The sequence below is a fragment of the Pseudomonas sp. genome (genome assembly GCF_030696055.1).
GTDB lineage: Bacteria > Pseudomonadota > Gammaproteobacteria > Pseudomonadales > Pseudomonadaceae > Aquipseudomonas.
This window is the reverse complement of sequence record NZ_JAUYNP010000091.1, coordinates 1-19616: the sequence shown is the minus strand read 5'-3', so window position 1 is coordinate 19616 and position 19616 is coordinate 1. Positions and strand designations below refer to the sequence as shown.

General features: G+C 64.9%; 16 protein-coding genes and 2 pseudogenes. 8 read left to right on the top strand and 10 right to left on the bottom strand.

Annotation, left to right across the window (positions count from 1 at the left end; translation table 11 throughout):
- Window positions 1–43: 43 nt before the first annotated feature.
- Together Q8Q83_RS05555 and Q8Q83_RS05550 are read right to left on the bottom strand one after the other, a co-directional pair.
- A complete protein-coding gene (locus Q8Q83_RS05555) occupies window positions 44–556 on the bottom strand; it encodes a dihydrofolate reductase (protein ID WP_305621862.1) in 513 nt (170 codons plus the stop codon).
- A gap of 49 nt (window positions 557–605) precedes the next feature.
- On the bottom strand, window positions 606–1790 hold the full coding sequence (locus tag Q8Q83_RS05550) for a diguanylate cyclase (RefSeq protein WP_305621861.1): 1185 nt from the start codon (window positions 1788–1790) through the stop codon (window positions 606–608).
- A gap of 414 nt (window positions 1791–2204) precedes the next feature.
- Here Q8Q83_RS05550 and Q8Q83_RS20180 point away from each other — a divergent pair.
- A pseudogene (locus Q8Q83_RS20180) lies at window positions 2205–2296 on the top strand (hypothetical protein); the annotation flags it as partial.
- A gap of 141 nt (window positions 2297–2437) precedes the next feature.
- Here the strand turns inward: Q8Q83_RS20180 and Q8Q83_RS05545 are convergent.
- Genes Q8Q83_RS05545 through Q8Q83_RS05535 form a run of 3 tightly spaced genes read right to left on the bottom strand, consistent with a single transcriptional unit; the run spans window position 2438 to window position 4821 of the window.
- A complete protein-coding gene (locus Q8Q83_RS05545; protein WP_305621859.1) occupies window positions 2438–3232 on the bottom strand; it encodes a thymidylate synthase in 795 nt (264 codons plus the stop codon).
- Window positions 3229–4029, bottom strand: coding sequence for a prolipoprotein diacylglyceryl transferase (gene lgt / locus Q8Q83_RS05540; protein ID WP_305621857.1), 801 nt, complete (start codon window positions 4027–4029; stop codon window positions 3229–3231). Before lgt ends, Q8Q83_RS05545 begins: the two co-directional genes overlap by 4 nt.
- A gap of 9 nt (window positions 4030–4038) precedes the next feature.
- On the bottom strand, window positions 4039–4821 hold the full coding sequence (locus tag Q8Q83_RS05535; protein ID WP_305621855.1) for a sulfite exporter TauE/SafE family protein: 783 nt from the start codon (window positions 4819–4821) through the stop codon (window positions 4039–4041).
- Between the two features lie 240 nt (window positions 4822–5061).
- On the opposite strand from Q8Q83_RS05535, the gene Q8Q83_RS05530 reads away from it, so the two are divergent.
- Entirely contained in the window at window positions 5062–5832 is a 771-nt protein-coding gene (locus tag Q8Q83_RS05530; RefSeq protein ID WP_305621853.1) for an NRDE family protein, read from the top strand.
- Window positions 5833–5845: 13 nt separating this feature from the next.
- Here the strand turns inward: Q8Q83_RS05530 and Q8Q83_RS05525 are convergent, their stop codons facing one another.
- The 3 genes from Q8Q83_RS05525 to Q8Q83_RS05515 are packed head-to-tail and all read right to left on the bottom strand — an operon-like array spanning window position 5846 to window position 9507.
- Window positions 5846–6715 (bottom strand): hypothetical protein, encoded by an 870-nt coding sequence (locus tag Q8Q83_RS05525; RefSeq protein ID WP_305621851.1) that lies wholly within the window; start codon window positions 6713–6715, stop codon window positions 5846–5848.
- Window positions 6716–6728: 13 nt separating this feature from the next.
- Complete coding sequence (ptsP, locus tag Q8Q83_RS05520) at window positions 6729–9008, bottom strand: phosphoenolpyruvate--protein phosphotransferase (RefSeq protein WP_305621849.1); 2280 nt, start codon at window positions 9006–9008, stop codon at window positions 6729–6731.
- Between the two features lie 19 nt (window positions 9009–9027).
- Window positions 9028–9507: an RNA pyrophosphohydrolase gene (locus Q8Q83_RS05515; RefSeq protein WP_305621847.1), complete on the bottom strand. Its 480-nt coding sequence runs from the start codon at window positions 9505–9507 to the stop codon at window positions 9028–9030.
- 153 nt (window positions 9508–9660) lie between these two features.
- Here Q8Q83_RS05515 and Q8Q83_RS05510 point away from each other — a divergent pair, with 153 nt between their 5' ends.
- On the top strand, window positions 9661–10314 hold the full coding sequence (locus tag Q8Q83_RS05510; RefSeq protein ID WP_305621845.1) for an HAD family phosphatase: 654 nt from the start codon (window positions 9661–9663) through the stop codon (window positions 10312–10314).
- Between the two features lie 176 nt (window positions 10315–10490).
- Here the strand turns inward: Q8Q83_RS05510 and Q8Q83_RS05505 are convergent, their stop codons facing one another.
- Entirely contained in the window at window positions 10491–10931 is a 441-nt protein-coding gene (locus Q8Q83_RS05505; RefSeq protein ID WP_305621843.1) for a DUF2269 family protein, read from the bottom strand.
- A gap of 21 nt (window positions 10932–10952) precedes the next feature.
- Window positions 10953–12466: pseudogene (gene ilvA, locus Q8Q83_RS05500) on the bottom strand (threonine ammonia-lyase, biosynthetic).
- Between the two features lie 183 nt (window positions 12467–12649).
- Here ilvA and rpiA point away from each other — a divergent pair.
- The 5 genes from rpiA to Q8Q83_RS05475 form a co-directional block, all read left to right on the top strand.
- Window positions 12650–13321 (top strand): ribose-5-phosphate isomerase RpiA, encoded by a 672-nt coding sequence (gene rpiA / locus Q8Q83_RS05495; RefSeq protein ID WP_305621841.1) that lies wholly within the window; start codon window positions 12650–12652, stop codon window positions 13319–13321.
- Between the two features lie 658 nt (window positions 13322–13979).
- Complete coding sequence (locus tag Q8Q83_RS05490) at window positions 13980–16283, top strand: EAL domain-containing protein (RefSeq protein ID WP_305621839.1); 2304 nt, start codon at window positions 13980–13982, stop codon at window positions 16281–16283.
- Between the two features lie 107 nt (window positions 16284–16390).
- Window positions 16391–17335 (top strand): cytochrome-c peroxidase, encoded by a 945-nt coding sequence (locus Q8Q83_RS05485; RefSeq protein ID WP_305621885.1) that lies wholly within the window; start codon window positions 16391–16393, stop codon window positions 17333–17335.
- Window positions 17332–19143, top strand: a complete 1812-nt coding sequence (locus tag Q8Q83_RS05480) for a DAHL domain-containing protein (protein ID WP_305621837.1) — start codon at window positions 17332–17334, stop codon at window positions 19141–19143. Before Q8Q83_RS05485 ends, Q8Q83_RS05480 begins: the two co-directional genes overlap by 4 nt.
- Window positions 19140–19616 (top strand): hypothetical protein (locus Q8Q83_RS05475; RefSeq protein WP_305621836.1); only part of this gene is annotated, 477 nt, incomplete at its 3' end. The genes Q8Q83_RS05480 and Q8Q83_RS05475, both read left to right, overlap by 4 nt.

Below are 19616 nucleotides of genomic sequence, written 5' to 3'. Positions count from 1 at the left end.
CCCGGTACTCAGTACCGGGCTTTTTCGTTACACCGGGGCTGGATTAACGCCGGTCCCAGACCTCGAACACATAGCCCGGCGTCTCCATCCCCTCCGGGTGTTCGACGGCCGAGGCTAGATGCCAAGTGGCTTCATCCACCTGCGGGAACCAGGCATCGCCCTGGGGGCTGAGGCCGACGCGGGTCAGGTACAGGCGATCCGCCATGGCCAGGCCCAGTTCATACAGCTGCGCGCCGCCGATCAGCATCAGCTCTTCGGCGTCCTCCGCGCGGGCCCAGGCTTCGGCCCGCTCGAGCGCCGCTTCCAGGCTGGCGAAGACTTCCGCGCCCTGCAGCTGCAAGCCCGGCTGGCGACTAACCACCAGATTGAGCCGCCCGGGCAAAGGCCGACCGAGGGAATCCCAGGTCTTGCGCCCCATGATGATCGGCTTGCCCAGGGTCAGCGCCTTGAAGTGCTTGAGGTCCGCCGGCAGGTGCCAGGGCAATTGATTGTCACGGCCGATCACGCGGTTTTCCGCGAGAGCGGCGATCAGGCAAAGCGGCAGGGTAGTTTTCATAGGCGCGAGGATAACGGCTCAGCTGTTATGAATGAAGCCTTGCATAGGTTTAGCTCTCCTGATTGCCCGGCCTCTTGCATACCACGCGGTTGCGCCCCTGCTCCTTAGCCAGGTAGAGGGCGACGTCGGCCAGGCGCAGGGCGTCTTCCAGGCGCTGATGCGCCTGCGGCACCAGGTAGGCCAGGCCGATGCTGATACTGACCACCGCAGCCGCGTCGGACTGCACATGGGGCAACTGCAGGGCGATGATGTCGCTGCGCAGCCGCTCGAGTATCCCCTGCATGTGCTCCTCGCTGAGGTTGTACCAGAGGCCGACGAACTCTTCGCCGCCATAGCGCGCGACTATGTCCAGCGGCCGCCGCGCGTGCACGCCCAGCACCTGGGCGATCTTGCGCAGGGCCTCATCGCCGGCGGCATGGCCATAGTGATCGTTATAGCGCTTGAAGAAATCCACATCCATCATCACCACACCCAGCCCATGCTGCTCGCGCAGGGCCTGGCGCCAGCTGCGCTGGGCGCGCTCACTGAAGGCGCGGCGATTGAGCAGGCCGGTGAGAAAGTCCTTCTCCGCCATATCCTGCAGCAGCCCCTGGGCGAGGAAGTTCTGCCGCGTGGCGTACTCCAGAAAGTAGCAACCCACCGAGCCGATCACGTTGGCCGAACCGAGGAAGAAGGCGTTATACAGCAGCACCTGCCCTGGCAAGCCACTGATCACCTCGATCGCCAGGTAGGCGAGAAAGGTCAGCCAGCCGCACAGCGCTGCCGTGGTGAAGCGCAGCCCGGTGAGAAAGTAGAAGAACACCGTGACCAGGATGATGCCCTCGTAGGGCAGCGCAAAAGCATGGCGGCGGGCGATCCAGATGATGCCCACCACGCCCAGCCCGGTAAACAGCGCAGCCACGCCGCCGATCAGCTGCAAATAAGGGCGCAGCTCGCGCCTGTAGGTGGCCAGCCAGGTGATCGACAGCATCGGCAAAATCAGCCCCAGGCGCAGGGCCAGTACCTTGCTGCGAATAGTCGGCGGCAGGCTGATGGCATCCAGCACGGCAAACAGCAGAATCAGCAGCATGGCCACCAGCAGCGCCCAGCGCATGCGCAGCAGGAAGACACCGATGTGATAGCGCTTGAAGGCCTGCTCCAGCTCCCCGGCGAAATTCAGCAGGCGGAAACCCTGCAGGTGCTGGCGCAGGTAAGGGGAATCCTGATTGACCCAATCCAGATGGGGTAACTTCACTATGACCACTCGCTTTATTCTTGTTCTGCCTTGCAGCCTAGCAGGCCGTTGCAAAATGTAGGCGAGGCAGCCGAGACAAGGCGCTACGCAGTAACAGCCGAAGGCTGGTCAAAGCGGCCTGCATTTGATTCGCTGCGCTCACCCTGCGGGTCGCGCTAAAGCGCGTTCAACGCTGCGCTTTTGTGAGGCAGTTTTTAACGCCCCTTCCTTTTATCGAGAGGGGCAACGCAGGTAGTTTTGCAACGGCCTGCGAGCCCGCACTGCCGAGTCCGCACCACTATCCAGGGTTTAGCCCTGCCGGCCGCACGGCGGTTATGCGCTGTACTCCTGCCGCCGGCGGAACAGCGCGTGCCTCCGACCGCACCCAGCTCCAGCAATCGCCTGCAGCGCCTGTGGCTGTGGTTAGGCGAGAAGCTGGCGCGCGCCCTGGGTTTCGGCGAGTTGTCCCATAGGCCCAGCACCACCCGGCATGTCAGGGTGCACGGCTATCGGTTGACGGCGAGGCCTGCTGCGCCCGTATGCCTTCCGCCAGCACGAAGCCACAGCCGTCGAGCTGCCGCTGCTCGACGGGCGCTAGCCAGGCCACCGCAATAATAAAAAGGGCTGCACCTAGGCAGCCCTCTTAGCTTTCCACGCCAGCCCAGCCGTTACACCGCCACCGGCGCGCTGATATGCGGATGGGCCTCGTAACCCTGCAGTTCGAAGTCGTCGAACTTGAAGGCGAAGATGTCCTTCACCTCGGGGTTGAGCTTCATCACCGGCAGCGGCAACGGCTTGCGCGACAGCTGCAGGTCGGTCTGTTCGAGATGGTTGGCGTACAGGTGGCAGTCGCCGCCGGTCCAGATAAATTCCCCCGGCTGCAGGTCGCAGACTTGCGCCACCATCAGGGTCAGCAGGGCGTAGCTGGCGATATTAAAGGGCACCCCCAAAAATATGTCAGCCGAGCGCTGGTACAGCTGGCAACTCAGCCGGCCCTCGGCCACATAGAACTGGAACAGGGCGTGGCACGGCGGCAGAGCCATCTCGTCGACCAGCACCGGGTTCCAGGCGGAGACGATCAGCCGCCGCGAATCCGGATTCTTTTTGATCATCTCGATCAGCTTGCTGATCTGGTCCACCGACTGGCCATTGGGCGCCGGCCAGTTGCGCCACTGGTAGCCGTACACCGGGCCGAGGTCGCCGTTCGCGTCGGCCCACTCGTCCCAGATGCGCACGCCGAGGTCCTTCAGGTACTTGATATTGGTGTCACCCTGAAGGAACCACAGCAGTTCGTGGATGATGGATTTCAGGTGGCACTTCTTGGTGGTGACCAAGGGGAAGCCGTCGGCCAGGTCGAAGCGCATCTGATGGGCGAACAGACTGTAGGTGCCGGTACCGGTGCGGTCGCTCTTGAAGGTGCCGGTGTCGCGCACCAGGCGCATCAGGTCGAGGTACTGTTTCATTGCGCGGCTCCCTGGCGGCGGTAAGCGAAGGCGTTCAGGCCCTGGCCGCCGAGCACCATCGGCAGGCACAGCACCTGGCCCATGGTCAGCCAGCCGCCGGCCAGGGAGCCGAGTTGGGCATCCGGCACCCGGACGAACTCGACGATAAAGCGGAAGAGGCCGTAGCAGACGGCGAACAGGCCCGACACCGCCATGGTCGGCCGCGGTTTGCGCGAGTAGAACCAGAGGATGGTGAACAGCGCCACGCCTTCCAGGGCGAACTGATAGAGCTGCGAGGGGTGTCGCGCCAGTTGTTCGGGGTCACTCCAGGCCGGGAAGACCATGGCCCATGGCACATCGGTGGCCTTGCCCCAGAGCTCGGCGTTGATAAAGTTGCCGATGCGTCCCGCGCCCAAGCCGATGGGCACCAGCGGCGCGATAAAGTCCATCAGCTGGAAAAAACTCTTGTGGTTGCGCAGGCCGAACCACCAGGTCGCCAGCATCACGCCGAGCAGGCCACCGTGGAACGACATGCCGCCTTCCCAGATGCGCAGCATGCGCACCGGCTCGGCAATATAGGCGGCCAGATCGTAAAACAGCACATAACCCAGGCGGCCGCCGAGTATCACGCCCATGGCCACCCAGAACACCAGGTCGGAGAGCTTCTCCTTGTTCCAGCTCGGCTCGAAGGCGTTGACCCGACGCGCGGCCAGCCACCAGGCGCCGCCTATGCCGACCAGGTACATCAGGCCGTACCAGTGGATTTTCAGCGGGCCGAGGGCGAGAGCCACCGGGTCTATCTGCGGGTAAGGCAGCATGGCAATTCCTCAAATCAGAAAATTCAGGCCCACGGCAAATAGCAGCAGGGCAAACAGGCGCTTCAGCAGGCGCGGCGACAGCTTGTGCGCCAGGCGCGCGCCGAAGCGGGCGAAAAACATGCTGGTGGTGGCAATCCCGGCCATGGCCGGCAGGTAGACGAAGCCCAGGCTCCACTGCGGCAGATCCGCCTTGTCCCAACCCAGCCAGATAAACGCCAGGGCGCTGGCCAGGGCAATCGGCAAGCCACAGGCCGAAGAGGTGGCCACCGCCTGCTGCATCGGCACGCTGCGCCAGGTCAGGAAGGGTACGGTCAGCGAACCGCCGCCTATGCCGAAAATCGCCGAGGCCCAGCCAATCACCACACCGGCCAGGGTCAAGCCCGGCTTGCCTGGGACCCCGCGGCTGGCCTTGGGTTTCAGCTCGAAGGCCATCTGCACGGCGATGATAATGGCGAACACGCCGATAATCTTCTGCAGCATCTCACCCTTGATCGCCGAGGCCGTCGCCGCACCGAGGCCCGCGCCAAGCAGGATGCCCAAACACATCCAGGCGAAGATCGGCCAGCGCACCGCGCCTTTGCGCTGGTGCTCCAGCACCGAATTGATGGATGTGAAGACTATGGTCGCCAGGGACGTGCCCACCGCCAGATGGGTCAACACCGTCGGATCGAAGCCCTGGGCGGCGAAGCTGAGCACCAGCACCGGCACTATGATGATGCCGCCGCCCACGCCAAACAGCCCGGCCAGCACACCGGCGGCGGCGCCCAGCAGTAAATACAGCAGCAGTTCCATCGACACCCCCGAACCCAATGCGGCATGGTAACGGATGCAAGCCCCTCGCCTCCAGTTTGCGGCGATGGATGTCTGCGCGGGCTTTGCGTAAAGTGCCCTCGACGCCCCTGGAGAATTGATTGCCGTGCACCCAACCTCCTACATGAAACTGCCTTGCGCTCAAGCGCAGCCAAGTCTGCGGTGCAGTGCCTGCAATCGGCACGCCGCACCGCCGGCCCCGCCCAGCAGCGAGGTGGCGCCATGTGCCTGATCGTTCTGGCCTGGCGCCCCGGCCATGCCCAGCCCTTGCTGCTGGCGGCCAATCGGGACGAGTTCTATGCCCGCCCCAGCCAGCCCCTGGGTGAATGGCCGGATGCGCCGGGCTTGTTCGCCGGGCGCGACTTGGAGGCCGGTGGCACCTGGCTGGGCATTGGCCCCGGTGGACGCTTCGCCGCCCTGACCAATATTCGCGATCCCGGCCAGGCTGCAGGCGCGCGCTCGCGGGGCAAACTGCCGGTGGATTTTCTGCGCGGCGAGCTGTCCGCGCTCGACTTCCTGCAACGACTCGAAGGCCAATGCGGGCAGTACAGCGGTTTCAACCTGCTGTGCGGCGATGCGCAGCAGCTCTGCCACTTCAGCTCCCTGGAACGCCGAGCCAGGGTGCTGCCCGGCGGCATCTACGGCTTGTCGAATGCCGGCCTGGACACACCCTGGCCCAAACTGCAGCGCGCCAAAGCCGCCTTGGCAGCCCGCCTGCACGACCCGCGCCCCGACCGCCTGCTTGAGCTGCTGGCCGACCCGACCCAGGCCGCGGATAGCCAATTGCCGCAGACCGGGATCGGCCTCGCCGGCGAACGCCTGCTGTCCAGCGTCTTTATCGCCAGCCCCAGCTACGGCACCCGCGCCAGCAGCGTGCTGATAGTCAATGCCGAGGGCAACCGCCTGCTGATCGAGCGCAGCTTCGGCTCCAACGGCAGCTATCTGGGTGAGGTGCGTCTGGAGTGCGGAGTCGCTGACGCCTGTACGCTGTAGCAGGCCGCGCCATTTAGCCGGCGGCTAACTGCTCGGCCAAACCGTCCAGGGCGAATAGCGGTGAGGGAATGTTCGGGTCATCGGCATCGGCCACCAGCAGCAAGCGGCCGTCGGCCTGGAAGGCCAAGCCTTCGATCTTCACCGGCGGCAGCAAGCGCACCAGTTGCACCAGGTTCAAGTCCTGATCGAAACGACCCAGCACGCTGCCGAGGCAGGCGCCGTCCAGGTAGCTGGAGTCGGTGTCTTCCGCCGTGGCGCTGCAGTACAGCTGACCGCCGGGGTCCACGCTGAGGTCGGTGAGGCTCAAGGGCACGCCGTCCAGATCGGGCAAGGGCACAGGCAGAATGCGCAACAGCGCGGCCGCACTTAACTGGCCGTCCTCGAGATCGCGCAAGGCTTGCGCCAGATCGAGCAACACCAGGGCATTTTCCCCGCCGGCGCCGTTGCCGCGCTGGGCCAAGAGCAACTGCCCGCGATGCACCACCGCGCCTTCGATATTCAGTTCCTGGAAATGCCCGGCCAGCGCCTGGTACAGGGGGTTAAGGTCGATAATACGGACGACACCAGCCTGGATCAGGCAAGCCCGGCAACGTTGCGGGGTCGATCCCGAACCCAGCGCCAACAAGGCGCCGTCCGGCAGGAGCAGCAGGGCTTCGAAATCCGCCTTGAGGCGTTTGCGCAACGCAGGCTCGACGGGCAACTCGCCGGGCAGCAGCGCCTGTTCGGCCTGCCAGACACCGGCCAGGCTATAGCGTTGCAGGCTTAGCGCATCGTCGGCCACCAGCCACAGGCTCTGCGCCTGACAGACCAGGGCGCTGGCCGCCGACAGGCGCAAGTCGGCGAGCAGCTGTAGCGAGAGAGACCGATCCGCGGCTTTCAGCACGACCAGGCGGCGCTCAAGCCTGGATATCCGACGCCGGATTGATCATGCGGCCCAGGCCCAGATTGCGCAGGGCCAGCTGCAAGGTGCTATGGACGACCTGCGGGCTGTCGATGCTCATCAGCTGGGCCAGCAGCTCCTTGGCCTTGCCCAGGCTGATCTGGCGCAACAACCACTTCACCTTGGGCAGGTTGGTGGCGTTCATCGACAGGCTGTCGAAGCCCATGGCCATCAGCAGCACCGCGGCCGAGGGGTCGCCGGCCATTTCGCCGCAGATGCTCACCGGTTTGCCTTCGGCATGGGCGCCTTCGACCACCTTGCACAGCGCCTGCAGCACCGCCGGATGGAGGAAATCATACAAATCGGCGACCCGCGGGTTGTTGCGGTCCACCGCCAGCAGGTACTGGGTCAGGTCGTTCGAGCCGACCGAGAGGAAGTCCACCTGACGCGCCAGTTCGCGGGTCTGATAGACCGCCGCGGGAATCTCGATCATCACCCCCACCGGCGGCATGGGGATGTCCACGCCCTCGTCGCGTACCTCGCCCCAGGCGCGGTGGATCAGGTGCAGCGACTCCTCCAGCTCCTGGACACCGGAGATCATCGGCAGCAGGATGCGCAGGTTGTCCAGGCCTTCGCTGGCCTTGAGCATGGCGCGGGTCTGCACCAGGAAGATTTCCGGGTGGTCGAGGGTCACGCGGATGCCGCGCCAGCCGAGGAAGGGGTTCTCTTCCTTGATTGGGAAATAGCTCAGCGCCTTGTCGCCGCCGATATCCAGGCTGCGCATGGTCACCGGCAGCGGATGGAAGGCCGCCAGCTGCTCGCGATAGATCGCCTGCTGTTCCTTCTCGCTGGGGAAGCGCTCCTTGATCATAAAGGGCACTTCGGTGCGGTACAGGCCAACGCCCTCGGCACCGCGCTCCTGAGCGCGCTTCACATCGGCGAGCAGGCCGGTATTGACCCACAGCGGCATGCGGTGGCCATCCAGGGTTTCGCACGGCAGGCTGCTCAGGGTCGCCAGGCCCTGGGTCAGCTGGCGCTCCTCCTCGACCACATCGGCGTACTGCTTGCGCAGCACTTCGCTGGGGTTGGTGAACACCTCGCCGTGGTAGCCATCGACTATCAGCTGGATGCCATCGAGCTTGGAATAGGGCAGGTCGACCGCGCCCATCACGGTGGGGATGCCCATGGCGCGGGCGAAGATCGCCACATGCGAGTTGCCCGAGCCGAGCACCGAGACCAGGCCGACCAGCTTGCCCTCGGGCACCTCGCCGAGCATGGCCGGCGACAGCTCTTCGCTGACCAGGATGCAGTTGTCGGGGTACACCAGGCTCTGCTGGCGGGCCTGCTGCAGATAGGCGAGCAGGCGCCGGCCGAGGTCTTTGACATCGGAGGCGCGTTCGCGCAGGTAGTCGTCGTCCATCAGCTCGAAGCGGTTGATGTGCTCGCCGACCACCTGCCGCAGGGCCCCCTGGGCCCATTGTCCGGTGCGGATGATCTTGACCACCTCGTTACCCAGGGCGGCGTCTTCCAGCATCATCAGGTACACGTCGAACAGTGCGCGCTCTTCCGGGCGCAGCTGAGTGGCCATCTTCGCCGACAGCGCGCGCATATCGGCGCGCACCCCTTCCAGGGCGGCATTGAACAGCTCCAGTTCGGCGGCTATGTCATCGACGGTTTTGTCCGGCACCACATCCAGGTCGGCCGGCGGCAACACCACCACCGCGGTACCCACGGCGGCACCCGGCGAGCCCGGCACGCCGACGAACTTGGCTTCCTGGATGCCCTTGCCCTGCCGGCCCAGGCCGCGGATCGAGCCGGTGGCCTCGGCATGCGCGATCACCCCGGCGAGCTGCGCGCTCATGGTCACCAGGAAGGCCTCTTCGCCCTCGTCGAACTTGCGCTGATCCTTTTGCTGGACGACCAGCACGCCCATCACCCGGCGGTGGTGGATGATCGGTGAGCCGAGGAAGGAGGCATAACGCTCCTCGCCGGTTTCGGCGAAGTAGCGGTAACGCGGGTGCTCGGAGGCGTGTTCGAGGTTGAGCGGCTCTTCGCGGGTACCCACCAGGCCGACCAGGCCCTCGTTGGGCGCCATGCTGACCTTGCCGATGGCCTTCTTGTTCAAGCCCTCGGAGGCCATCAGGACGAAACGATTGGTTTCCGGGTCGAGCAGGTAGACCGAGCAGACCTGGGTGCCCATGGCCTCGCGCACGCGCTGCACTATGATGCCCAACGCCGCCTTGAGGTCCTTGGCGGCGTTTACTTCCTGGACTATCTTGCGCAGCGTATTGAGCATGGCTCGGCTCTAATCAGTGTCAGTCCCGCGCCAACAGGCGCGGAGCGAGTTCCTTGAGGGCGCGACGATAAACTTCGCGCTTGAATGTGACCACCTGGCCCAACGGGTACCAGTAACTGACCCAGCGCCAGCCGTCGAACTCCGGCTTGCCGGTCAGGTCCATGCGCACCCGATCCTCCGCGCCGGTTAGACGCAAGAGAAACCACTTCTGTTTCTGCCCGATGCACAGCGGTTGACTGTGGGTACGCACCAGACGCTGAGGCAGACGATAACGCAACCAGCCCCGGGTGCAGGCGAGAATTTTCACATCCTGCTGTTCCAGGCCCACTTCTTCGTTCAATTCGCGGAACAGCGCCTCTTCCGGCGACTCATGGTCATTGATCCCGCCTTGCGGGAATTGCCAGGCGTCCTGGTTTATCCGACGCGCCCACAGCACCTGACCCAGATCATTGGTCAAAATAATGCCGACATTAGGGCGAAAACCATCAGGATCGATCACGGCACACAACCTCGTAAACGCATGTTTCGGCATTGTTCCACAAAGGTCGCGGCAGCGGCAACGCGAGCGGCGCGGCCGCGACCCGGCGGATAGGAATGGCCCCTAAAAGCCGCTATTCTGGCGGCCCTTCCAGGCTTTGATAAAAGGTGCTCCGTGCGTCTGGCTTTATTCGATCTCGACAATACCCTGCTGGGCGGCGACAGCGACCACGCCTGGGGCGATTACCTGTGCGCACGCGGCATCCTCGACGGTATCGCCTACAAGGCGCGCAACGATGCCTTCTATCAGGACTACCTGGCCGGGCGCCTGGATATCACCGACTACCTGAATTTCAGCCTGGAGATTCTCGGCCGCAGCGAGATGGCCCAGCTCGAACAATGGCACCGCGACTTTATGCGCGACTGCGTCGAGCCGATCATCCTGGCCAAGGGCGAAGCCCTGCTCGAGGAACACCGCGCCGCCGGCGACAAGCTGCTGATCATCACCGCCACCAACCGCTTCGTCACCGCGCCGATTGCCGCGCGCCTGGGCGTCGACACCCTGCTGGCCACCGAATGCGAAATGCAGGGCGGCCGCTATACCGGGCGCACCACCGACGTGCCCTGTTTCAAGGAAGGCAAGGTCACCCGCCTCAACCGCTGGCTGGTCGAGACCGGCTTGAGCCTGGACGACAGCTGCTTCTACAGCGACTCGATGAACGACCTGGCGCTGCTGGAACAGGTCACCCGCCCGGTCGCAGTCGACCCCGACCCCAAGCTGCGCGTCGAAGCCGAGAAGCGTGGCTGGCCGGTGATCTCGCTGCGCTGAAGAACAGGTTTCACCCGTAGGTTGGGCTGAGCTGTGCGAAGCCCAACAAGGCACAACCCGACAAGGGCTGCGTCCGAACCATGGCCGTTGGGCTTCGTCGCTGCGCACCTCAACCCAACCTACGCGCCTAACAAAAACGCCGCCTAATCAGGCGGCGTTTTTGTTTAGCCAACGGCTTAAGCCGGCTTGGCGCCCATCAGGCCCATAATCAGCAGCAACAGCAGCCCAATCAACCCGGCATAGACGCCGCAGAAGCGCAGCAGACGCACCGGCGCCGGGCTGTCGCCCAGGGTCTGCCAGACCGCCAGGCGGCCGTTGAGCAGCAAGCCGAACAGCACCAGCAGGCCGAACAGCAGGCTGCTGGCCAGCAACCAGCTTTGCCCCAGGGAAAAACCGCCCAGATTGACCAGCCACCAGCCGCTGACAGGCAGGCTCAGGGCCAGCAGGCCGAACACCGGCAGGCTGATCAGCCGGGTGCGTTTGAGCTTGCGCTGCAGCACCGCCGCATCGCCAACCCGCGCCGCCTTCCACAGCATAAAGGCGTGGGCCAGCAAACCCAGCAACACGAGGATGCCGGGCAGGCTGTGGGCGATTTTCAGCAGTGGGTAATGTTCCATAAACTTGTCCCTGTCGACCGGTTAACCAAGAAAGAGGGTATAGGCCGGGTTATCGCTTTCATCCCAGTAGGGGTAACCAATGGCTTGCAGCGCCGCCGGCACCAGATGGCGCTCGCTCTCCGGCACCTGTAGCCCGGCCACCACGCGGCCATCGGCGGCGCCGTGGTTGCGGTAATGGAACATCGAGATATTCCAGCGCCCGCCGAGCTTCTGCAGGAAGTTGAACAGCGCCCCCGGCCGTTCGGGGAACTCGAAGCGGAACACCACCTCATCGCGCACCCGCGCCGCATGGCCGCCGACCATATGGCGGATATGCAGCTTGGCCAGCTCGTTGTCGGTCAGATCCTGCACCGGGAAGCCCTGGCTGCGCAGGCTGGCCACCAGCGCCGCGCGCGGGTCGCTTTCCGGGTGGGTCTGCACGCCGACGAAGATGTGCGCCTCTTTATCGCTGTGGTAGCGGTAGTTGAATTCGGTGATCTGGCGTTTGCCGATGGCCTCGCAGAAGGCCTTGAAGCTGCCCGGCTGCTCGGGGATGGTCACGGCGATGATGGCTTCGCGCTTCTCGCCCAGCTCGGCGCGCTCGGCGACATGGCGCAGGCGGTCGAAGTTGACGTTGGCCCCCGAATCGATGCCCACCAGCACCTGGCCGCTGCAGCCTTCACGCTCCACGTATTTCTTGATCCCGGCCACGCTGAGGGCGCCGGCCGGCTCGGTGATCGAACGGGTGTCGTCGTAGATGTCCTTGATCGCCGCGCAGATCTCGTCGGTGCTGACGCAGATCACCTCGTCGACATAATCCTTGCAGATGTCGAAGGTGTGCTGACCGATCTGCGCCACCGCCACGCCGTCGGCGAACAAGCCGACCTGGCTCAGCACCACGCGCTCGCCGGCGGCCATGGCGGCCTGCAGGCAGTTGGAATCGTCCGGCTCGACGCCTATCACCCGCACATCCGGCGCAGGTATTTGACGTAGGCGGCGATGCCGGCGATCAGGCCGCCGCCACCCACCGGCACGAAGATCGCGTCCAGCTGGCCCGGCTGCTGACGGAGGATTTCCATGGCCACGGTGCCCTGCCCGGCGATGGTGTGCGGATCATCGTAGGGGTGGATATAGATGTAGCCCTTCTCGTCGACCAGCTTCAGCGAATAGGCCAGGGCTTCGGGGAAGCTGTCGCCATGCAGCACCACCTTGCCGCCGCGGGAGCGCACGCCCTGCACCTTGATCTCCGGGGTGGTCTTGGGCATGACGATGGTGGCCTTGACCCCCAGCACCTTGGCCGCCAGGGCCAGACCCTGGGCATGGTTGCCGGCCGAGGCGGTGACCACGCCACGCGCCTGTTCCTCGGCCGACAGCTGCGCCAGCTTGTTGTAGGCGCCGCGAATCTTGAACGAGTACACCGCCTGCAAGTCTTCGCGCTTGAGCAGAATCTGGTTGCCCAGGCGTTCGCTCAGCTGGTGGGCGGCTTGCAGCGGGGTTTCCACCGCCACGTCGTAGACGCGCGAGGTGAGGATCTTCTTGACGTACTGTTCGAGCATGGCGGGCATCGCAGGCGGTTTTCCAGGGAGTCAGCGAGTCTACCCCAGCCCCGCGCCGCACGACCATAAGGCATACGGGGTTTTGCCAGGCGCAGGTTGCAATCCGCGGTCTGAAGGGGCGAGGTTTTGCCGTACATGGGGCTATAATTCGCGCCTTCCCTTTACTCCGTCTCAGGCCCCGCGATGAACCAGGATCAACTCAAGCAAGCAGTCGCCCAGGCGGCCGTCGATTTCATCCTCCCCAAACTCGACGGCAAGAGCGTGATCGGCGTCGGCACCGGCTCCACCGCCAACTGCTTTATCGACGCCCTGGCCCAGCACAAGATGGCATTCGACGGCGCCGTGGCCAGCTCCGAAGCCACCGCCGCGCGCCTGCGCGGCCATGGCATTCCGGTGTACGAGCTGAACACGGTCAGCGACCTGGAGTTCTATGTCGACGGCGCCGATGAAAGCGACGCGCACCTCAACCTGATCAAGGGCGGCGGCGCGGCCCTGACCCGCGAGAAGATAGTCGCGGCGGTGGCCCAGACCTTTATCTGCATCGCCGACGCCAGCAAGCTGGTGCCGGTACTCGGCGCCTTCCCGCTGCCGGTGGAAGTGATCCCCATGGCGCGCAGCCATGTGGCCCGCCAGCTGGTCAAGCTCGGCGGCGACCCGGTGTACCGCGAAGGCGTGGTGACCGACAACGGCAACATCATCCTCGACGTATTCAATCTGTCGATCACCAACCCAGTGGCGCTGGAAACCCAGATCAACGCCATAGTCGGCGTGGTCACCAACGGCCTGTTCGCCGCGCGCCCGGCGGATCTGCTGCTGCTCGGCACCGCCACTGGGGTGCAACGCCTCACGCGCTAAAGCGCGGCCGGTCGGGTTCCGCCCGGCCGTTTCCTGAGCCGATAAAACCGCTGCGCTGACGCCATGCCAGTGCCCGCGCCGCAAGCCGCCTGCGCGGGCACCTAGCAGCCTGCCCGTGAATACGGATGTTGTAGGTTGGGCTGAGCAACGCGAAGCCCAACACGGCGCCCGCGACACCCTAAGCGGGACCTCGAGCGGAGTACTGCGCACTCCCTGTTGGGCTTCGCAGGCTCAGCGCCAACCTACGCTGTGGAATCGCCGGCCATTCCCGGACAGGCGCCTAGCGCACTCACGCCGAAAGCCCCCACCACTGCGCGGGCAAAGCGCACGCCTCTAGCTTTGACGCACGCCACGCTGACTCTCTGAACCTTGGCTGTCTGGCCGTATCGCGCGGGCCGGCAGGCCCTGGGTGATGATGGCTCGACGCCTGGCACAGGCTGGCGGCGGCAAATCCATCACCCTATGGCTGAAACCTGGCTGCCGGCTCAGAGCCGCCACGCGCCTGCACATTCGAACAAAACACCTACACTGGCTGAGAGCTGCACAGCGGAGCACGGGTCGTGAAGGAACGGAGCGGATCGCTGGGACGCAAAGGCAACGACATCGACCCGGCCGCGACCTCCTGCGTCGAACGGCCCCCTCCCCGGAGGCTCCAGCAATGATCAGGCCACCCTATGCCGGCAACCGGCGCATCCTGGTGATCGACGACACCCCAGCTATTCACCAGGACTTCCGCAAGATTCTCGACCCTGGCCAGGACAGCCAAGCCCTGCTGGCCGCCGCCGAGGCGGCGCTGTTCGGCGACGCCCCGCTCGTCGGGCCAAGCTTCGAGCTCGACTCCGCCTATCAGGGCCAGGAAGCCCTGACCATGGTCAGCAGTGCGCTGGCGCAGGGGCGGCCCTATGCCATGGCGTTTATCGACATGCGCATGCCGCCCGGCTGGGATGGGGTCGAGACCGTCGAACGCCTCTGGCAGGCCGATCCCCAGCTGCAGGTCGCCCTCTGTACCGCCTACTCCGACTATTCCTGGGAGCAGATGGTGGAGCGCCTCGACCTGACCGACCGCTTGCTGATCCTGAAGAAGCCCTTCGACGCCATCGAGATTCGCCAGATGGCCAGCGCGCTGACCGTGAAGTGGCAGATGACGCAAGACGCGGCCTTGAAGCTGAGCGCCCTGGAGCAGGCGGTCGAGGAACGCACCAAGGAGCTGTCCGACGCCAACATCATAGTGCGCAACAGCCCGACCATCCTTTACCGCCTGCGCGGCGAGCCGGCGTTTCCCCTGATGTATATCTCCCACAACATCACCAAGTTCGGCCACGCCGCCGCCCAACTGCTGGCCGCGCCGAACTGGGCGCAAGAACTCGTCCACCCGGACGACCAGGAGCGGCTCGACACGGCGATGGAACGGGTATTGGAGAAGAACGCCCTGGGCGCCTCGATCGAGTTCCGCCTGCGAACTGGCGACGGGGCTTACCGCTGGGTCGAGAACCGCTATATCCCGGTGCGCAACAGCGAGGGCCGGCTGATCGAGATCGAAGGGATCATCCTCGACATCACCGAGCGCAAGCTGGCGGAAGAGAAAATCGCCCTGCTGGCCCGCACCGACGGCCTCACCGGCCTGGCCAACCGCGCGACCTTTATCGAGCGCCTGCGCCAGACCTTCGCCGCGGCCGAGCGCGGGGCGCCCTCGTTCGCGATCTTTTACCTGGACCTCGACCACTTCAAGGAGGTCAACGATAGCCTCGGCCACCCGGTGGGCGACCTGCTCCTGCAAGAAGTCGCCAGGCGCATCGGCAGCTGTACCCGCGAGAGCGATCTGGTCGCCCGCCTGGGCGGCGATGAGTTCGCCATAGTGCAGGCGAACATGGGCGAGCCGGCGAACGCGGGCACGCTGGCGGAAAAAATCCAGAGCACCCTGGCGCAGGCCTACTCGCTCAACGGCAATCAGCTGCGCATCTCAGCCAGCATCGGCATCTGCCCCTATGCACCGGGCAGCACGAGCGCGGACGCCATGCTGACGCAGGCCGACCTGGCGCTCTACCGCTCCAAGGAAGAGGGGCGCAACCAGTACCACTTTCACTCCGAGGATCTCGACCAGCAGGTGCTCGACCGGGTCACCCTGGCCAATGACCTGAGCAACGCCCTCGAACAGGACGAACTGGAGCTGTATTACCAACCCCAGGTCGAGCTGTCTTCCGGGAAGATTCTCGGCATGGAGGCGCTGGTGCGCTGGAACCACCCGCTGCGCGGCCTGCTCGAGGCCGAGGCCTTTATTCGCCTCGCGGAAAAAACCGGCAGCATAGTGGCGCTCGGCCAGTGGGTGCTCGAACAGGCCTGCCGGCAAATGCGCCGCTGGCGCGATGACGGGATAGCCCCACCGCTGATCGCGGTCAACCTCTCGCTGGCCCAGATCAAGAGCGGGCGCGAACTGCTCCAGGATGTCAGCGCAACCCTTGCCAAGTGGGGGCTGGCCCCCAGCGATCTGGAATTCGACGTGACCGAGGCCACGCTGGCCCAGACCCGATGGACCCACAACGACGTGCTGCCGCAGCTGCGTGAACTCGGGGTGAAGATCGCCATCGACGATTTCGGCAGCGAATACTCCTCGTTCGACTACCTCAAGACCTATCGCGTCAACCGCCTGAAGATCGCCCAGTCCTTTATCAACTCGGCCAGCGCGGACCCACAGAGCGCCATGTCCATCCGCGCCATCATCATCTTCGCCCGCGAACTGGGTATCGGCATCATCGCCGATGGCGTGGAAACCCGCGAACAGCGCGCCCAGCTGATCTCGACCGGCTCCACCACCGAGGCCCAGGGTTTCTATTTCAGCGCGGCGGTGGACAACCTGCGCGCCGGCGAACTCCTGCGCCGCGGCCGCATCGCGCCGCAGGCGCCGAATGGCGAGGCCGGCTTTACCTACGCCAGCCTCCTCGAGCCACCGCAGGGTCGCGCGTGAGCCGCGCGCCCAACACCGCCCCACGACTGGCGGAGGACGGGGCGTACAGGAACGCCGCGTTGTCCAGGGCCGCCAGGCCAAGACGCCTGCAACTGCCGCTCCTCGGCTTGCTGGGCGCCCTGGCCGGGCCGCTCGCGGCGTCCAGCCAGCTCGCTGGCGCGCCACTCGACGAACCTATCCGGCCGATTCCCCAGGTTGAGGCACAGGACCCTGCCCGTGCCGAGCTGGGTCGCCGGCTGTTTCAGGATGTGCGCCTGTCCGCCAACAACAGCCGGTCTTGCGCCAGCTGCCACCAACTGCAGAGCGGCGGCGCCGACCAGCAGGCCTTTTCGCTGGGCTTTCGCGGCCAGCCGACGGGCGTCAACGCGCCGACCGTGCTCAATGCCGCGCTCAACTTCAGGCAGTTCTGGAATGGTCGTGCGAACTCGCTGGAGGCGCAGATCGACGCCGTCGTGCAAAACCCCGTCGAAATGGGCTCGACCTGGAATGAGGTCATCGCCAAGGTTGCGGCGGACCCTCACTACCGAACTGCCTTTGCCGACGCTTACCCGGATGGCGTGACGCAGGCGAATATCGAAAATGCCATCGCGACCTTCGAGCGCACCCAGCTCACGCCCAACTCGCGCTTCGACCAATATCTGAATGGTGACCCGAACGCCATCTCCGCGGATGAGCAAGCCGGCTATGTGAAGTTCAAGCAATACGGCTGCATCGCCTGCCACCAGGGGGTGAACGTCGGCGGCAACATGTTCCAGAAATTTGGCGTGATGGGCGACTACTTCGCCACGCGCGGCAACCCGACCGAGGCCGATCTGGGCCGCTATCTGGTCACCCAGGAGGAAGACGACAAACACGTCTTCAAGGTGCCCAGCCTGCGCAACGTCGCCCTCACCGCGCCCTACTTCCACGACGCCACGGCCAAGACCCTCGAAGACGCGGTCGATGTCATGTTCAGGTACCAACTCGGGCGTAGCGCCTCGCAGGAAGACCAGCACGCCATCATTCAATTCCTCAACACCCTGACCGGCGAACTGGAGGGGAAAGCGCAATGAACCTGCCCCGACAACTGAGCTGGCCCACCATGCTCGGGCTAACCCTGGTCTTCGCCGCGGTCCTGCTCTTCCTGTACATCAAGACCCAGGCCTACGACCCGGCAAATTACTTCGAGAAGGTCGCCCTGCTACGGCAGATCAAGCAGCTGGACGCGCAGTGGGAGCTGGACGTACTGAAGTCGAAAATCGGCCTTAATCAAAGCTACGACCCGCTGGTGAACCCGCTGAGCAATCTGCACAGGCTGTACGAGCAGGTGGCCACCCTCGGCACCCCGCTGACGCGCGACGACGCCAGGGCCTGGAGCGATAGCCGCGTGGCGTACCAGCAGGCCATAGAGGAAAAAACCCGGCTGATCGAGCACTTCAAGTCGCATAGCGCGGTGCTGCGCAACTCGCTGGCGTTTCTGCCCACGGCGGCGGACGACATCCACAGGCTGATCGAGCAGACCCAGGGCAGTGAACGCCGCGCGCTAACCCCGGTGGCGGGGGAGGTGAACAAACTGCTGCTGGCCAGCATGCGCTACAACCAGACGACCGCCGCCGACCTGGCGGCTGAAATCACCGCCGGGCTGGAGCGTCTGCCTAGGGGCCGCGGGCAGCCAGCGAGCGCGCTCGACAATGCCTTGGACATCTTCAAGACGCATGTGCGCACCCTCTTGCGCGAGCAGAGCGTGGTGAACGGGCTGTTGAACAGTATCGCCGCCGTGCCGGTGGCTGCGCGGATCGACGACCTCAACGAGGTGCTGAGTCGGGAACAGCTCCTGGCTTCCGCGCAGGCCCAACAATATCGCCAGTACCTGCTGACCTTCTCGGCGGTGTTGGCTGGCTTGCTGCTGTACGTGGCCAACCGCCTGGTGCGCAGCTACGCGGTGATCAACCGGGTCAACAAGGCGCTCCAGGGCGCCAACGAAAGCCTGGAACAGCGGGTGCAAGAGCGCACCCGCGAACTGCGCGAGACGCAAAGCGAACTGGTGAGCACTGCGCGCCAGGCCGGCATGGCCGAAATCGCCAGCAACGTGCTGCACAACGTCGGCAACGTGCTCAATAGTGTGAACGTCTCGGCCGACCTGGTCAGCCGCAAGGTGCGCGGCTCCAAGGCCCAGGGGTTGGCCAAGGCGGTGCAACTGATCAATGAACACAGCAGCGATCTGGGCGACTTTATGACCCTCGATGAGAAGGGCAAGCTGCTGCCGGGTTACCTGAACCAGCTGGTAGCGGCGCTCGCGAGCGAACAACAGGGCATAGTCGAAGAACTCGCACAGCTGACCAAGAGCATTGACCACATCAAGGAGATAGTCGCCACCCAGCAGTCCTATGCGGGCGCGTCCAGCCTAGTCGAGCCCGTGCAGATAACCGATTTGTTCGAGGACGCCCTGCGCATACACGCCGGGGCGCTTATCCGCCAGCAGATCAGGGTGATCAAGGAGTACGGCGAGCTGCCTCTGCTGTGGCTGGATAAGCATCGGCTGCTGCTGATCCTGGTCAATCTGATCAGTAATGCCAAGCAGGCGATGGCGGGCCTGGATGAGCAGCTCCGGGCGCTGACCCTGAGCGTGAAGCTGCTGGACCCGCGCAATGTACGCATCTGCGTGCAGGACCAGGGCGAAGGCATAGCGCCGGAGAACCTGACCCGGATCTTTGCCCATGGTTTCACCACCCGCCAAGACGGCCACGGTTTCGGCCTGCACAGCTGCGTTTTGGCGGCCAAGGAGATGGGCGGCAGCCTGACGGCCCACAGCGATGGCGCGGGCAAAGGCGCGACCTTTACCCTCGAACTGCCGCTCCAGGGCCAAGAGGCGACGCCATGACCCCAGCCGCAGCTCGTCATGCCGGCCTGTCACGCCTAGCGCAGTTACTGGGCGAATGGCGGCTCCTCATCTACCTGGTGCTGGGTTTCGCCTGCGCCATCGCCGGGGTGCTGTGGTACATCTCCAGCCTGCAGGAAGAACTCGTACAAAGCGCCACGCGCCACAGCGCGCAACTCTATACCCAGGCGCTGGCGGATTTCCGCACCCTGTACACCTCGGAGGTGGTGAGGGTGGCGCGCAGTAGCGGCCTGGCCGTCAGCCACGACTACCAGGGCAAACCGCACACCATACCCTTGCCGGCGACCTTGAGCATGCTCCTGGGCAAGCGCCTGGGCGAACACATACCCGGCGCCAAGACGCGCCTCTACAGCCCCTATCCATTCCCCTGGCGAGGTGCCGAAGGCGGCTTGCACGACGACTTCGGCCAGGCGGCCTGGCTGGCGCTGAACCAGCAACCCGAGCAGGCCTATTCC

Excerpts from the sequence above, each read along its gene's own strand:
- Q8Q83_RS05555 (WP_305621862.1), bottom strand. The coding sequence starts at position 556 with ATGAAAACTACCCTGCCGCTTTGCCTGATCGCCGCTCTCGCGGAAAAC.
- Q8Q83_RS05545 (WP_305621859.1), bottom strand. The coding sequence starts at position 3,232 with ATGAAACAGTACCTCGACCTGATGCGCCTGGTGCGCGACACCGGCACC.
- lgt (WP_305621857.1), bottom strand. The coding sequence starts at position 4,029 with ATGCTGCCTTACCCGCAGATAGACCCGGTGGCTCTCGCCCTCGGCCCG.
- Q8Q83_RS05535 (WP_305621855.1), bottom strand. The coding sequence starts at position 4,821 with ATGGAACTGCTGCTGTATTTACTGCTGGGCGCCGCCGCCGGTGTGCTG.
- Q8Q83_RS05530 (WP_305621853.1), top strand. The coding sequence starts at position 5,062 with ATGTGCCTGATCGTTCTGGCCTGGCGCCCCGGCCATGCCCAGCCCTTG.
- ptsP (WP_305621849.1), bottom strand. The coding sequence starts at position 9,008 with ATGCTCAATACGCTGCGCAAGATAGTCCAGGAAGTAAACGCCGCCAAG.
- Q8Q83_RS05505 (WP_305621843.1), bottom strand. The coding sequence starts at position 10,931 with ATGGAACATTACCCACTGCTGAAAATCGCCCACAGCCTGCCCGGCATC.
- rpiA (WP_305621841.1), top strand. The coding sequence starts at position 12,650 with ATGAACCAGGATCAACTCAAGCAAGCAGTCGCCCAGGCGGCCGTCGAT.
- Q8Q83_RS05490 (WP_305621839.1), top strand. The coding sequence starts at position 13,980 with ATGATCAGGCCACCCTATGCCGGCAACCGGCGCATCCTGGTGATCGAC.
- Q8Q83_RS05480 (WP_305621837.1), top strand. The coding sequence starts at position 17,332 with ATGAACCTGCCCCGACAACTGAGCTGGCCCACCATGCTCGGGCTAACC.